Raw genomic sequence first — 14,427 nt, forward strand, 5'->3', positions numbered from 1 at the left:
CCTTATGCCAAATCGCTTACTGATTTGCCGCGGAGTTCCGCAACTTCTTCAGCGCGTTTCAATTGTTGCAAACCTTCAACTGTTGCACGAACAACGTTGATTGCTGTGTTTGAACCTAATGATTTAGATGTTACGTCAGCAACACCTGCGAGTTCGAGGACGGCACGAACGGCACCACCTGCAGCAACTCCAGAACCTTCTACAGCTGGTTTGATAAGGATCTTACCGCCGCCAAATACACCAAGTACTTCGTGAGGTACAGTAGTTCCTACCATAGGTACTGTAATGATGTTTTTCTTAGCTGCTTCGATAGCTTTACGGATTGCTTCTGGAACTTCTTGAGCTTTACCTGTACCGAAACCTACGCGACCATTGCGGTCACCAACTACAACAAGTGCAGCAAAGCGGAGACGGCGTCCACCTTTAACAACTTTAGTAACACGGTTGATTCCAACAACGCGTTCTTCGAATTCTTTAACTTCTTCGTTTCTAGCCATTTTAATGATTACCCCTTTCCTTAGAATTTCAATCCAGCTTCACGTGCAGCTTCTGCAAGTGCTTGGACACGTCCGTGATAGAGATAACCACCGCGGTCAAATACAACTGCTTCTATGCCTTTAGCTTTAGCAGCTTCAGCAACAAGTTTACCAACTTCAGCTGCTTGTTCTGTTTTAGTACCAGTCAACTTAAGTGATGATGCAGATGCAAGTGTTACCGCTGCTTCATCATCAATAACTTGCGCATAGATGTTTGTGTTTGAACGGAAAACGTTCAAACGTGGAGTTTCAGCAGTACCTGAGATTTTTCCGCGAACGCGAATATGGCGTTTTTGACGGAGTTTGTTTTTATCTGGTTTAGAAATCACAATTCTACCTCTTTTAATATTTTATATTTCGATAGTTTTTGCCATCGATTTTCTTGCAAAAAATGCAAGCGGGAAGTTTCTGCCTGAGCAGAATTTTGGCAAATGTATATTCACCAAATGACGGATTATAATCTCCAAGAGATTATTTACCAGTTTTACCTTCTTTGCGACGTACAAATTCGCCAACGTAACGAATACCTTTACCTTTATAAGGTTCTGGTGCACGACGGCTACGGATATAAGCTGCTGTCTGACCAACAACTTCTTTATCTGAGCCCAAAACGTTAATGTGTGTAGCGTCTGGAACTTCAAAAGTGATCCCCTCTGGAGCTTCAACTTCATCTGGATGAGATTTACCAACAGCCAATACAAGTTTTGAACCTTGAAGTTGTGCACGGTAACCTACCCCGATCATTTCGAGTTCTTTACGGAAACCTTCGCTTACACCAACAACCATGTTGTTGAAGTTTGCACGAGTAGTGCCGTGAATAGTTTTCATCTCTTTAGAGTCATCAGGACGTTTGAATGTTACTTCAGAGCCATTGATTTCCATCGTGATTGCTGTTGAAAACTCACGAGTCAATTCGCCTTTAGGACCTTTAACTGTTACTGTTGCGCCGTTTTGTTCAACTGTTACACCAGCTGGTAAAACAACGACTTTATTACCAATACGTGACATGTTTTTTTACCTTTTCTGTTAAATTATCAAGAGTATTTCTACTACCTGTTTTCACAATTATAATGTTTTTCTGCTTACCAGTAAAAGATTACCAGATGTAAGCAAGAACTTCACCACCAATGTTCTTAGAACGTGCAACCTTATCCGTCACAACGCCTTCAGAAGTTGAAATGATTGCTGTGCCAAGTCCGTTAAGAACACGTGGTACTTCATCAGATTTCACGTAAACACGAAGACCTGGTTTAGAGATACGTTTCAAGTTAGTGATAACTTTTTCGTTGTTTTTTCCGTATTTTAAGAACACACGGATAATACCTTGCTTGTTATCTTCAACATACTCAACGTCTTTCACATAACCTTCAGCTTTAAGGATTTCTGCGATTTCACGCTTGATTTTTGAAGCAGGTGCCTCAACAACTTCAAAACGACGCATGTTTCCGTTACGGATACGTGTAAGGAAGTCTGCAATTGGGTCTGTCATTACCATAATGTAATTTCTCCTTATTTGTAGTTTGGGTTTGTTCAATCCCACTTTCAAATTAATGAGGTCTTTTTTTAAAAGACCGAACCTATATACTTTATCAAAATATTTGTATCATGTCAATAGGTTCGGGTGTTTCTCCACGACAAACGCAGTAAATTTTTAAAAAAGGCTCCTGTTCTTTTGAACTGAGATGACGATTATGGACCATTTAGAGAATGGAGTTAACAGAAAAAAGACAGCAAGTGTAAGTAGCCAAACACGAGATAAGCCTTGTATTAACGCTTATATGCTTTGCAATGGTCAACAATGCCGAATTAGATATTTTCCGCCATTCCTCTTTTATAAGAGTTTTAAAATCATAAAACGCACAAGAAAAAACACTTAACCACATGCATAGGAATGCTGCTGGTGAGTGTTTTTCATTTTTCATCCAAGCTTCTTTGTTCTTTCTCTTGAAGATGGGAAGTTTGAATAAATCCTATAATATCTCAGCTTTTAAGTCAGAGAAACAAAGAATTACGAAAATCAAAACAAAATTCAATCCTTATTCTCTAGACTTTCAATAACATCGCGTAACTGTTTTACAGATTTTTTAAATGCTTGGCGTTCCTGAGGGTCAATATTTAACTCAATAATTTCTCTAACTCCTGTCTGATTTACAACTGAAGGTACACCGGTAAACACTCCTTCTTCTCCGTACTGGCCTTCAAGATAAGCAGATACGGGTAAAACAGCCTGCTCATTATTCAAAATAGCTTTTACAATTCTTGCTGCACTCATACCTATGCCATAGTAAGTTGCTTTTTTACGATCAATGATCTCATAAGCTGCATTTTTCACTTTATCTGATAAAATTTGTAAATCCGCAACTTCTAAACGATTATTTTGAACAATAAATTCTAATATTGGTTTACCACCAACAGTTGTGTGTGACCAAACTGCAACCTCTGAGTCGCCATGCTCTCCGATAATATAACCATGGATACTTCGAGGATCAATTTCAAGTTTTGTCGCAAGTTCCTTACGGAAACGCGTAGTGTCCAATGTTGTACCTGTACCTACTACTCTTGATGCTGGTAATCCTGAAGCTTTCCAAGCACAATAGGTTAACACATCTACAGGATTAGAGGCAATGACAAACACACCATCAAAGCCCGAATTCATCACCTCATGAACAATAGATTCCATAATTTTTGCATTTGTATCCACGAGTTCCAATCGCGTTTGACCAGGCTGTTGGTTGATCCCTGCAGTGATAACTACAACATTAGCATCCTTACATTCTTCATAACCTCCAGCTTTTACATTAATATTTTCTTGTCCCCATGAAATACCATCTAGAAGATCCAGTGCTTCTCCCTCTGCTTTTTCTTGGTTCACGTCTATAAGTACCAAATCATTGACAATCCCTTGATTAATCATCGAATAGGCAATACTTGTCCCAACAAATCCTGTGCCTATAACTACTACTTTTCTATTTGTGACTTTCATTCTTGTACTTCCTTTCACATTATCTTTATACTTATATATTAGCGCATAATTATCGATTTGTAAAATGAATTAATTTAATCAATAACATTAATTTTTTAAATTAAGCATTTTGTTCATCGGTGTATAAAAAGTGCCACTCATCTTCTACGATGAGGCGGTAAAAACTGTCTAAAATTTCTCAAATGACACCCCGTGGGCATTGTAGATGATAAAAAAAGAGCCTCCTTATGCTCTTTTCACTCTTTATATTCTAAAGTTACTGCTATATTTACTGCATCTGCACTGATACGACGGAGACTGTTAAAAATACGAATATCTTCAAAATCCGCCCTAAGTAAATCCCTATTAATTTGTGTAAGATTTAAGATTTCTTGATCCAGTCTCTCAATGTCTTGCACTAATTTTTTATCTTCTTGGTACAGTTTTTCCTTTAAAAACTCATAAATCTGTAAAAGCATCCTATCCACTAGCGGAACTATCGCTTCCATAACAAGATGAATAGCTAACTCTACCTCTTCCCTCTCACTATCATTTATAATCTCAGGTTGCTCATAGCGTTGCAGGGTAAGCGCAATATCTTTAGATTGTTCTTCTATTTGGCGCAAATAATTAATAACTTTATAACAGATTCCGACAGTTATAGCGAATTCCTCTTTCAACTTAACCGTATTTATATTGGTAAGTGTTCGGTTAATCTCCTTGACCAAATAATCGATTAAAGCTTCGTTAGACAGTAAATGGACTTCCTGTCTTTTTTTCCCTATTGTCTTATAATTTGTAGCTTCTTTAAAATCATCATGCACAAGTTCAAAGGCCCTTTGAATCTCCTTAATAATGTGCTCAACTTCAATCTCTGGGGAATAAATCAAGCGTCGATCGATAAATTTTAACTTAAGTTGAGGAGCCTCCTCCGAATCTGCCTTAATCATTTTTTCAGAGAGTTGAATTATATATTTAGACACCGGAAGCAATATGAACAGCGTGGCAACATTAAATACAATATGTGCATAAACCAACTGAAGCGCAATATTTTCTGAAGTACTCTGAATAAAAGAAACAAAGCCTAGAGGTAAAACCGTAAAAATTGTGAAAATCAAAGCGCCCACAACATTGAACAACACATGAACCATAGCTGCTTGTTGAGCTGTTTTATTGCCACGTATAGATGCCACTAAGGTCGTCACAACTGTCCCCACATTAAAGCCGTATAAAATAAAGATTGCTTGCTGGAGATCAACAACAACTCCTGCTGCTACCATGGTCAATAGAATACCAACTGAAGCAGTTGAACTTTGGATTAACGCCGTTACAATAAAGCCGACAACTAGGCCAATCAGTGGCATTTGAGTATGGACAAATAAATCTGCCATAAAGGCCGACTCTCGCAAGGGAACCATCGAAGAACTCATAAGGTTCAGACCTAGAAATAAAAGACCAAAGCCAAGCAAAATTAACCCCATATGATTAAAGGTTTTACGTTTAACAAAAAGAGTCGTTATTGTCCCGATAAAAATAACAAAAGGAACAATATCTTGGATATTGAATGTAAACAGTATACCCGTCAAAGTCGTTCCAGCATTAGCTCCCATAATCACGCCTGCGGCTTGACTAAGAGACATTAATGAGGAGTCGATAAATCCCAATACCATAACAGTTGTTGCTGTCGAACTCTGAATTATCGCCGTAATAATGAATCCAAAGAAAGCACCAAACCATTTATTACGTGTGAGTCGGCGTAAGATGTTTTTTTAGTTTTGAGCCTGCAACTAAGCTCAAACCCTCGCTCATCAAACTCATCCCATATAAAAAGAGCCCCAAGCCTCCTAATAAAAAAAAGATATCATAGATGGTCATATCCTATCCCTCATTTTCACTTTATCTTTTCAGATTCATTTTTTCTCATCTTAAGTATATCTTATTTTAATTTTATTCAGAAGTGATATTATAGCAGCCTATTTGTAAAAGAAAAAAACTTCCCACAAAGGGAAGAAATTTTTACACGTTAAAACTACAATTCCTCCTAGGAATTGTCTGGGCATAAGCAGAATTTCTAAGAAATGCCCCTTATATAAAATTCAAATTACCAAGATGCTTTCTTAACGCCTGGAAGTTGACCTTTATAAGCCAACTCACGAAGACAGATACGGCAAAGCTTAAATTTGCGGTAAACTGAATGCGGGCGTCCGCAGCGTTCGCAACGAGTGTAGGCTTGCGTTGAGAATTTTGCAGGGCGTTGGTTTTTAACAACCATAGATTTTTTAGCCATTAGTTATTCTCCTATCCTATTATTTAGCAAACGGCATGCCAAGTTTAGCAAGCAATTCACGCGATTCTTCGTCAGTATTCGCAGTTGTTACGATAACAACATCTAAACCACGTACTTTATCAACATCATCGTATGAGATTTCTGGGAAGATCAATTGTTCTTTCACACCAAGTGTGTAGTTTCCACGTCCATCAAATGCTTTATTTGATACACCATGGAAGTCACGTACACGTGGAAGAGAAACAGTTACGAGTTTGTCCAAAAATTCGTACATACGTTCGCCACGAAGCGTTACTTTCGCACCGATAGCTTGCCCTTCACGAAGACGGAAAGCCGCGATTGATTTTTTAGCTTTAGTAATCAATGGTTTTTGACCAGAGATTAAAGCCAATTCAGCAACGGCTTTGTCAAGGTTTTTTGAGTTGCTCACTGCATCCCCAACACCCATGTTAAGCACGATTTTTTCAACTTTTGGCACTGCCATGATTGAAGTATAACCGAATTTTTCAGTCAATGCTGGTACTACTTCGTTAGAGTATTTTTCTTTTAAACGATTAGCCATATTCTTTCTCCTTCCCGTCTTAGTCTAGGACTTCGCCTGATTTTTTGTTGAAACGAACTTTTTTGCCGTCAACTTCTTTATAACCAACACGACCAGCTACACCGTTTTTATCGAGCACTTGTACGTTAGAAACGTGGATAGGTGCTTCAATTTCAAGGATAGCGCCGTTTGGATTAACAGCGTCTGGTTTTTTGTGTTTCTTCACGATAGCAACACCTTCAACGATGACTTTGTTCACTTTTGGTAAAGCTTTGATCACTTTACCTGTTGTACCGCGGTCTTTACCTGCGATAACTTTTACAGTATCTCCAGTTTTTACAAACATTTGATATTCCTTTCTTACGCCCTATGGGCACCCTACAGCGTAGGGGACTATTTCTATCCAAGATAGAAGTGAATTTATAAATGCGAAATTAGATTTTTCTTGTTTTATTCGTTTTGACGTAAACATAGGGGACATTGTCCCCTTTATTTACGAACTCCTCTAGGTCTTAGAGAACTTCAGGTGCCAAAGAAACAATCTTCATATAACCAGCTTCACGAAGTTCGCGGGCAACTGGACCAAAGATACGTGTTCCTCTAGGTGTTTTATCGTCACGGATAATAACTGCTGCGTTTTCATCAAACTTGATGTAAGATCCGTCAGGACGTTTAGCACCAGATTTAGTACGAACGATAACAGCTTTAACAACTTCACCTTTTTTAACAGCTCCACCAGGGGCAGCTGATTTTACTGTAGCTACGATAACATCACCAATACCAGCGAATTTACGGCTTGAACCACCGAGTACACGGATAGTTAAGATTTCTTTGGCACCAGAGTTATCTGCAACTTTCAAACGGCTTTCTGTTTGAATCATGCTTTTTTCCTCCTAGTATAGCTTAGATAATTACAGCTTCTTCAACGATTTCGATCAAGCGGAAACGTTTGTCTTTTGAAAGTGGACGAGTTTCCATGATACGTACGATATCACCAGTTTTGGCAGTATTGTTTTCGTCATGAGCTTTGTATTTTTTAGAGTAGTTAATGCGTTTACCATAGACTGGGTGGTTACGTTTAGTTTCTACGACAACTGTGATAGTCTTATCCATTTTGTCTGAAACCACGCGGCCTTGATAAACTTTACGTTGATTACGTTCCATTTATGTATTTCTCCCGATCTATTTAGTCAATTCGCGTTGCACAGTTTTAACACGTGCAATTGTTTTCTTCACTTCGTCAAGTTTCGCTGTGTTTTCGAGACGACCAGCTGCAGCTTGGAAACGAAGTTCAAACAATTCTTTTTTCAATTCAGCTTCGCGTGCAGCCAATTCATCGACTGACAAAGCGCGGAGATCCTTGAGAAGTGATTTTGTTTCGTTCAATTTCATTCTGCGTCACCTCGTTTTACAAATTTAGTCTTGACTGGAAGTTTGTGAGAGGCAAGACGCAAAGCTTCGCGTGCTACTTCTTCACTTACACCAGCAATTTCAAACATGATTTTGCCACGTTTAACTGGTGATACCCAACCTTCAGGAGCACCTTTCCCTGAACCCATACGTACACCAATAGCTTTAGCTGTGTATGATTTGTGAGGGAAGATTTTAATCCAAACTTGACCGTTACGTTTCATGTAACGCGTCATAGCAATACGGGCTGCTTCAATCTGACGGTTAGTGATCCAGTGAGATGTAGTCGCTTGAAGACCATATTCACCGAATGCGATTTCTTTACCGCCTTTAGCTTCGCCACGCATTTTACCGCGGAATTCACGACGGTGTTTTACACGTTTTGGTACTAACATGGATTACTTTTCTCCTTTCGCAGATTTTTTAGTTGGGAGAACTTCACCACGGTAAATCCAAACTTTAACGCCAAGTTTACCATAAGTAGTGTCTGCTTCTTCCCAAGCGTAATCAATATCCGCACGCAATGTGTGGAGTGGAACTGTACCTTCAGAATATCCTTCTGCACGGGCGATGTCTGCACCGTTCAAACGACCAGATACTTGAGTTTTGATACCTTTAGCTCCTGCACGCATAGCGCGTTGGATAGCTTGTTTTTGAGCACGACGGAAAGCGATACGTGCTTCAAGTTGTTTAGCAATTCCTTCACCAACTAAGTGAGCATCCAAGTCAGGACGTTTAATCTCAACGATATTGATGTGAACTTGTTTACCAGTAAGCTTATTGAGTTCTGCACGAAGTGCATCAACATTGGCTCCAGATTTACCAATAACCATACCTGGTTTTGCAGTATGCAAAGTAACAATGACCTTGTTCACTGCACGTTCAGTTTCAATAAGTGAAACTGAAGCATCAGCAAGTTTTGTTTGGATAAGCTGGCGAATAGCCAAATCTTCGTGAAGGTAATCCGCATATTCTTTCTCAGCATACCATTTGGCATCCCAGTCGCGAATAACGCCAACACGCATACCAATTGGATGAATTTTTTGACCCACGATTTTACCTCCTTATTCTTTCTCAGCCACTACTACTGTAATGTGGCTAGTACGTTTGTTGATTGGTGAAGCTGAACCTTTCGCACGTGGACGGAAACGTTTCATTGTTGGTCCTTCGTTGACGAAAGTTTCGCTAACTACCAAGTTAGCTTTTTCAAGACCAAAGTTATTTTCTGCATTAGCAATAGCTGAGTTCATTACTTTAAGAACTTCTGCAGCACCTTTAGTCGGTGTAAATTTCAAGATTGCGATTGCATCCGCAACACGTTTACCACGAATCAAGTCTGTAGCCAGACGAGTTTTACGAGGTGAAACGCGAACTGTTCTTGCAGTTGCTTTAGCTGAAGTAATTTCTGCCATTTTGTTCTCCTCCTATTAACGTCTAGTTTTCTTGTCGTCAGCAGCGTGACCACGGTATGTACGCGTTGGTGCAAATTCACCTAATTTGTGTCCAACCATATCTTCTTGAACATAAACAGGAACGTGCTTGCGTCCATCGTAAACAGCAATTGTAAGTCCTACAAAATTAGGATAGATTGTAGAACGACGTGACCAAGTTTTAATCACAGATTTCTTTTCGGCGTTTTCTTGAGCTTCGACTTTTTTCATCAAATGCTCATCAGCGAAAGGCCCCTTCTTAAGACTACGACTCATATTTTTGAGTTCTCCTTTAAATTTGATACCACGCTGGCTGCCAGGGCCAGGTTGGCGGATAAAATATAGACATCTTCTCGACATCTTACTAAAGTTGACAAAATTTATCAATTTTAGCAAGACGCCGAGAAAGCGTCTCAGGACTATCTTCCCAACGCTTACAACTGTAAGCATATTGAAAAATTATTTATCGTTGATACGTTTAACAATAAGTTTGTTAGAACGTGCATTTTTGTTACGTGTTTTGAGACCAAGAGCTGGTTTGCCCCATGGTGTCATTGGTGACTTACGACCAACAGGTTGTTTACCTTCACCACCACCGTGTGGGTGATCATTCGGATTCATTACAGAACCACGAACTGTTGGACGAATACCACGCCAGCGTGTACGACCAGCCTTACCATAGTTGATCAAGTTGTGTTGTTCGTTACCAACTGTACCAACTGTAGCGCGACAAGTTGAAAGAATCATACGCATTTCGCCTGATTGAAGACGAACAAGTGTGTATTTACCTTCTGTACCAAGGACTTGTGCAGATGTACCAGCTGAACGTACGAGCTGTCCACCTTTACCTGGTTTCAACTCAATGTTGTGGATAAAAGTACCAACTGGAATATTGGCAAGTGGCAATGCATTACCAACTTTAATATCTGATTCAGGACCAGATACAACAGTCATGCCCACTTCAAGACCTTTAGGTGCAAGGATATATGACTTAATACCATTTTCGTATACGATAAGGGCGATGTTGGCTGAACGGTTTGGATCATACTCTATAGTAGCAACTTTAGCTTTTACATTATCAGTTGTACGTTTGAAGTCGACCAAGCGGTATTTACGTTTGTGTCCGCCACCATGGTGACGTACTGTAATGCGGCCAAGGTTATTACGACCAGCTTTTTTGCTAAGACTTACAAGCAAGCTCTTCTCAGGAGTACTTGTAGTGATTTCTGCAAAATCGCTACCAGTCATGTTACGACGACCGTTTGTGGTAGGTTTGTAAACTTTAATTCCCACGATTTTCCTCCTTTATTATTCTGCGTCTTCGCCGAAGAGATCAATAGATTTTGAACCTTCAGTCAAAGTGACAATTGCTTTTTTATAGCCAGGTTTGAAACCTGTATAACGACCCACACGTTTAGCTTTAGGCTTAACGCTGATTGTGTTTACAGATGCAACTTGAACACCTTCAAATGCCGCTTCAACAGCTTGTTTGATAAGGAGTTTGTGCGCGCGAGCATCTACTTCAAAAGTGTATTTCTTTTGATCCATTGCTTGCATAGAAGCTTCTGTAATAATTGGTTTACGGATTACATCATAAAGAGACATTATGCAAGAACCTCCTCAATTTGAGACAGAGCTGCTTGAGTAGCAAGAACTTTGTCAGTGTTTACAAGATCAAGTACGCTTACTGAGTTAGCAGTCGATACTTTCACGTTTTTAAGGTTACGCGCAGAGAGTTCTGCAAATTCGTTACCTTCATTAGGAAGAACAACAAGCACTTTGCGCTCAATAGAGAGAGCTTCAAGAACCTTAGCAAATTCGCTAGTTTTTGGTGCTGTAAAGTTCAATTCGTCAACAGCAACAAGTGTGTTGTCAATAACTTTTTGTGAGTATGCTGACTTGAGAGCCAACTGACGTACTTTTTGTGGAAGTTTGTAAGCATAGCTGCGTGGGTTAGGACCGAAGACAGTACCACCACCACGGAATTGTGGTGAGCGGATTGAACCTTGACGGGCACGTCCAGTTCCTTTTTGACGCCATGGTTTTTTACCGCCACCAGATACAAGTGAACGATTTTTATGAGCGTGTGTACCTTGACGGAGACTAGCACGTTGTGAAAGAACGACATCAAATAATACAGCTTCGTTTGGTTCGATACCAAACACTGCATCGTTAAGTGTTACTTCACCAGCTTGTGTGCCGTCTTGTTTAAATAATGATACCTTTGTCATTATAATCTATCTCCTTTCCTTATTATTTAGATTTGATCGCTGATTTGATAACGATCAATGATTTTTTAGCTCCAGGTACGTTACCTTTGATAAGGATAACGTTTTGTTCTGGAAGCACTTGAGCGATAACAAGGTTTTGTACAGTAACTTTCTTATTACCCATACGTCCAGCAAGGCGTTTGCCTTTAGGAACTCTGTTCGCTGCAACAGGACCCATTGAACCAGGACGACGGTGGTAACGTGAACCGTGAGCCATTGGACCACGTGATTGTCCCCAACGTTTGATTGGTCCTTGGAAACCTTTACCTTTAGAAATACCGGTAACATCAACGACATCTCCAGCTTCGAAAGTATCAACTTTAATTTCTGAGCCAACTTCTAAGCCTTCGATCCCTTTGAATTCACGAATGAAGCGCTTAGGAGCTGTGTTAGCTTTTGCTACATGACCTTTGGCAGGTTTGTTAGACAAAACTTCACGTTTGTCATCGAAACCAACTTGAACAGCTTCATAACCGTCTGTAGCGACAGTTTTTGTTTGAAGCACAACGTTCGGAGTTGCTTCGATTACAGTTACGGGAATTAATTCACCGTTTTCTGTGAAGATTTGAGTCATTCCCACTTTTTTCCCTAAGATTCCTTTTGACATGAGAATTACCTTTCTTATAATTTAATTTCGATGTTTACGCCACTTGGAAGATCAAGTTTCATCAATGAATCAACTGTTTTTTGTGTTGGTTCAATGATATCAATCAAACGTTTGTGTGTACGCATTTCAAACTGTTCGCGTGAGTCTTTGTATTTGTGAGTCGCGCGAATAACTGTGTAGACGCTACGGTCAGTTGGAAGTGGGATTGGACCACTTACTTCTGCGTTTGTACGTTTTGCAGTTTCTACAATTTTTTCAGCAGCAGCATCAAGGATACGATGTTCGTATGCTTTGAGGCGGATACGGATTTTTTTAGTTGCCATTTTTTCTCCTTCGTCTATTTGTTAATAGGCTAGCTCAGCGGGAAAACCGACACCGAAGTATGGCAATACTTTCGGGTGTGTCGCAACCTCTCGCTTCATCGCTAATACTGCAATTTTTACAGCACCTATCCATTCTATCAAAGCACTCCTGTCTTGTCAAGAGTATAAATAATTTTTTTGTAAATTATTTTCTTTCCGCTACATAGGTGGGCAAGTAATTTACCCGAATTAAATTTTGCGACAAAATAATTCACATCGCTTTAGAAATACTATATAATAACAATATATACATATAGCAATAGGAGAACTTATGATTAAAGAATTCAAAGAATTTATTTTACGTGGGAATGTCTTAGACTTAGCTGTCGGTGTTATTATTGGTGCAGCCTTTACAGCCATCGTTTCTTCTTTGGTTAACAATCTCATCAATCCTCTTATCGGACTCTTTGTTCAAGATGGTGCCCTAACTCAAATGTCTGTCAAAGTCGCTGGTGCAACCTTTGCATACGGTGCTTTCTTAAATGATGTGTTGAACTTTTTGATTACTGCCTTTATTGTCTTCATTATTGTTAAGGCAATCAACAAGCTCTTTCCTAAAAAAGCGGCCGAGGATACTCCTGTAGCCAACGAAGAACTGGATACATTACGCGAAATTCGTGACCTCTTAAAAGAAAAAGAACTTTCAAAATAATTTTATAAGATTTAAAAAGTCATCCAAAACTAAGCGGGATGACTTTTTAGATTTCGAGATAGTGCTGTATCGTTCTCTGAAAACGTAGTTTCAGAAAAACAAATCTGAAAAAGTTATCTGCAAGAACAGCAAACCATATCCCCTCCAGTCCAAATGCAAAAATTTGACTAAGAACGTACCCAAGCCCTACACGAATGACGAGCATTCCTATAATTGTTGTATACAAGGGAAGTTTTGCATTTCCTATTCCTTGAAAAGCCGCTGTATAAGTTGTCGTTCCCGTGACAAAAAATGTTGCTAAGAAGGAAAAAAGAATAACTGTGTGACTGGCTGCGAGAGCTGTTGTGTCTGAAGTAAAAAGTCGACTCAAGAACGAGGAACCTAAAACCAGAAATAAACCAATGGCAAACATCATACTGCTTGCCAGCCAATAAGTCCTTGTGATATAAGAGCGAATAGCTTTGATATTTTTGTGGCCAAACTCTTGAGCAACTAAAATTACGGTCACCGTGGCTAAACCAAAGGCAGGCATATAGTTAAACTGTGTAATACTCTCACCAATAGCATTACCTGCAAATACAGGATTGCCCAAGGCAATAATCAAAACCATAATTACGAGGTCTCCTACACGCATAGCCAAACGTTCTCCTGCAGCTGGGAGTGTCAAAAAAATCAATTCCTTGCTGATTTTTTCTTTGAAAAAATCTTTTGTCGGCTGTAAATTTTTCTCTTTCAATTTTTTCCATAAATAAAGGAGAGCCAAAGTTCTTGATGCCATCGTTCCCAAAGCTACTCCAACCACTCCCATATGAAGGACAAATATCAATATAGCCGAAAGAAGGAGATTGAGGAGATTGGCAAAAAAACTGGCATACATTGGTGTGCGGGTATCTCCATTTGCTCTGATAATTGCTCCAAAACTTGTCATCAGTGCTAAAAGGACAATTGTTCCACCAACTAAAAGCAAGTAAGTCTTACCTAAAGCAGCTACTTCTCCACGCCCACCAAAAAAATAAACCAAATCTTGCGCGAATATTACCGTTAATATCCCAATGAAACCGCCTAATAGCATGGTAAGCTTCATACCTGCGTTAAGCATTTGTCTCGTCATTTTTCGAGCTAGAACACTTGATAATATCGTGCCTAGAGCAATAAATATCGCCTGATAGACAGTAATAATGTTATTTGCCAGCGAGACTCCTGCTACAGCTGCAAGACCAAGTCGAGTAACTAAAAATGTATCGCTAAGCCCCATCAACATTTGTAAAAAGTTTTCGATAACAGCGGGAAGTGCAAATTTTAAGATTTCTTTTGTTGATTTCATATTTAGGGTAAATAAGAGCGCACCCTTAAAGATACGCTCTTATTTT

Annotated in this window: 22 protein-coding genes and 1 pseudogene; 1 reads left to right on the forward strand and 22 read right to left on the reverse strand. The window is 39.4% G+C overall.

The window, feature by feature from the left end:
- Positions 1-2 precede the first annotated feature (2 nt).
- The 21 genes and pseudogenes from rpsE to rpsJ form a co-directional block, all read right to left on the reverse strand.
- Complete coding sequence (gene rpsE / locus NFR51_RS04565) at positions 3-497, reverse strand: 30S ribosomal protein S5 (protein WP_202231543.1); 495 nt, start codon at positions 495-497, stop codon at positions 3-5.
- A gap of 20 nt (positions 498-517) precedes the next feature.
- Positions 518-865 carry a 50S ribosomal protein L18 gene (gene rplR, locus NFR51_RS04570; RefSeq protein WP_251712550.1) on the reverse strand — a complete coding sequence of 116 codons (348 nt, stop codon included), beginning with the start codon at positions 863-865 and terminating at the stop codon, positions 518-520.
- A 142-nt stretch (positions 866-1,007) separates the two neighbouring features.
- A complete protein-coding gene (rplF, locus tag NFR51_RS04575) occupies positions 1,008-1,544 on the reverse strand; it encodes a 50S ribosomal protein L6 (RefSeq protein ID WP_251712551.1) in 537 nt (178 codons plus the stop codon).
- A gap of 88 nt (positions 1,545-1,632) precedes the next feature.
- Positions 1,633-2,031 carry a 30S ribosomal protein S8 gene (gene rpsH, locus NFR51_RS04580; RefSeq protein WP_202231546.1) on the reverse strand — a complete coding sequence of 133 codons (399 nt, stop codon included), beginning with the start codon at positions 2,029-2,031 and terminating at the stop codon, positions 1,633-1,635.
- A gap of 534 nt (positions 2,032-2,565) precedes the next feature.
- Positions 2,566-3,519, reverse strand: a complete 954-nt coding sequence (locus NFR51_RS04585) for an L-lactate dehydrogenase (RefSeq protein ID WP_251712552.1) — start codon at positions 3,517-3,519, stop codon at positions 2,566-2,568.
- A 236-nt stretch (positions 3,520-3,755) separates the two neighbouring features.
- Positions 3,756-5,373 (reverse strand): annotated as a pseudogene (locus NFR51_RS04590) (Na/Pi cotransporter family protein).
- Between the two features lie 226 nt (positions 5,374-5,599).
- Positions 5,600-5,785: a type Z 30S ribosomal protein S14 gene (locus tag NFR51_RS04595; protein ID WP_003129946.1), complete on the reverse strand. Its 186-nt coding sequence runs from the start codon at positions 5,783-5,785 to the stop codon at positions 5,600-5,602.
- Positions 5,786-5,804: 19 nt separating this feature from the next.
- Positions 5,805-6,347 carry a 50S ribosomal protein L5 gene (gene rplE / locus NFR51_RS04600; RefSeq protein WP_202229750.1) on the reverse strand — a complete coding sequence of 181 codons (543 nt, stop codon included), beginning with the start codon at positions 6,345-6,347 and terminating at the stop codon, positions 5,805-5,807.
- 19 nt (positions 6,348-6,366) lie between these two features.
- On the reverse strand, positions 6,367-6,672 hold the full coding sequence (gene rplX, locus NFR51_RS04605) for a 50S ribosomal protein L24 (protein ID WP_251712553.1): 306 nt from the start codon (positions 6,670-6,672) through the stop codon (positions 6,367-6,369).
- A gap of 166 nt (positions 6,673-6,838) precedes the next feature.
- Positions 6,839-7,207 (reverse strand): 50S ribosomal protein L14, encoded by a 369-nt coding sequence (rplN, locus tag NFR51_RS04610; protein WP_202229746.1) that lies wholly within the window; start codon positions 7,205-7,207, stop codon positions 6,839-6,841.
- 22 nt (positions 7,208-7,229) lie between these two features.
- On the reverse strand, positions 7,230-7,490 hold the full coding sequence (gene rpsQ / locus NFR51_RS04615) for a 30S ribosomal protein S17 (RefSeq protein WP_003133748.1): 261 nt from the start codon (positions 7,488-7,490) through the stop codon (positions 7,230-7,232).
- Positions 7,491-7,508: 18 nt separating this feature from the next.
- Entirely contained in the window at positions 7,509-7,718 is a 210-nt protein-coding gene (gene rpmC, locus NFR51_RS04620) for a 50S ribosomal protein L29 (RefSeq protein ID WP_251712554.1), read from the reverse strand.
- Positions 7,715-8,131 (reverse strand): 50S ribosomal protein L16, encoded by a 417-nt coding sequence (gene rplP, locus NFR51_RS04625; protein WP_202229744.1) that lies wholly within the window; start codon positions 8,129-8,131, stop codon positions 7,715-7,717. Before rplP ends, rpmC begins: the two co-directional genes overlap by 4 nt.
- Before the next feature lie 3 nt (positions 8,132-8,134).
- Positions 8,135-8,788: a 30S ribosomal protein S3 gene (gene rpsC, locus NFR51_RS04630; protein ID WP_202229742.1), complete on the reverse strand. Its 654-nt coding sequence runs from the start codon at positions 8,786-8,788 to the stop codon at positions 8,135-8,137.
- Positions 8,789-8,800: 12 nt separating this feature from the next.
- Entirely contained in the window at positions 8,801-9,148 is a 348-nt protein-coding gene (gene rplV, locus NFR51_RS04635; protein ID WP_202229740.1) for a 50S ribosomal protein L22, read from the reverse strand.
- Between the two features lie 15 nt (positions 9,149-9,163).
- Positions 9,164-9,442 (reverse strand): 30S ribosomal protein S19, encoded by a 279-nt coding sequence (rpsS, locus tag NFR51_RS04640; RefSeq protein WP_003133742.1) that lies wholly within the window; start codon positions 9,440-9,442, stop codon positions 9,164-9,166.
- Between the two features lie 183 nt (positions 9,443-9,625).
- Positions 9,626-10,459 carry a 50S ribosomal protein L2 gene (rplB, locus tag NFR51_RS04645; RefSeq protein WP_202229738.1) on the reverse strand — a complete coding sequence of 278 codons (834 nt, stop codon included), beginning with the start codon at positions 10,457-10,459 and terminating at the stop codon, positions 9,626-9,628.
- Between the two features lie 15 nt (positions 10,460-10,474).
- Positions 10,475-10,771, reverse strand: a complete 297-nt coding sequence (locus tag NFR51_RS04650; RefSeq protein ID WP_251712555.1) for a 50S ribosomal protein L23 — start codon at positions 10,769-10,771, stop codon at positions 10,475-10,477.
- Positions 10,771-11,397, reverse strand: a complete 627-nt coding sequence (rplD, locus tag NFR51_RS04655; protein WP_202229734.1) for a 50S ribosomal protein L4 — start codon at positions 11,395-11,397, stop codon at positions 10,771-10,773. The genes NFR51_RS04650 and rplD overlap by 1 nt, the downstream gene beginning before the upstream one ends.
- 22 nt (positions 11,398-11,419) lie before the next feature.
- On the reverse strand, positions 11,420-12,043 hold the full coding sequence (gene rplC / locus NFR51_RS04660) for a 50S ribosomal protein L3 (RefSeq protein WP_202229732.1): 624 nt from the start codon (positions 12,041-12,043) through the stop codon (positions 11,420-11,422).
- Between the two features lie 14 nt (positions 12,044-12,057).
- Entirely contained in the window at positions 12,058-12,366 is a 309-nt protein-coding gene (gene rpsJ / locus NFR51_RS04665; RefSeq protein ID WP_003129973.1) for a 30S ribosomal protein S10, read from the reverse strand.
- 310 nt (positions 12,367-12,676) lie between these two features.
- On the opposite strand from rpsJ, the gene mscL reads away from it, so the two are divergent.
- Positions 12,677-13,057 (forward strand): large-conductance mechanosensitive channel protein MscL, encoded by a 381-nt coding sequence (gene mscL / locus NFR51_RS04670; protein ID WP_251712556.1) that lies wholly within the window; start codon positions 12,677-12,679, stop codon positions 13,055-13,057.
- Positions 13,058-13,103: 46 nt separating this feature from the next.
- On the opposite strand, the gene NFR51_RS04675 is transcribed toward mscL, so the two are convergent.
- Complete coding sequence (locus NFR51_RS04675; RefSeq protein ID WP_277613151.1) at positions 13,104-14,414, reverse strand: MATE family efflux transporter; 1,311 nt, start codon at positions 14,412-14,414, stop codon at positions 13,104-13,106.
- Between the last annotated feature and the right edge of the window lie 13 nt (positions 14,415-14,427).

Source organism: Lactococcus ileimucosae (assembly GCF_943193185.1).
Classification (GTDB): domain Bacteria; phylum Bacillota; class Bacilli; order Lactobacillales; family Streptococcaceae; genus Lactococcus; species Lactococcus ileimucosae.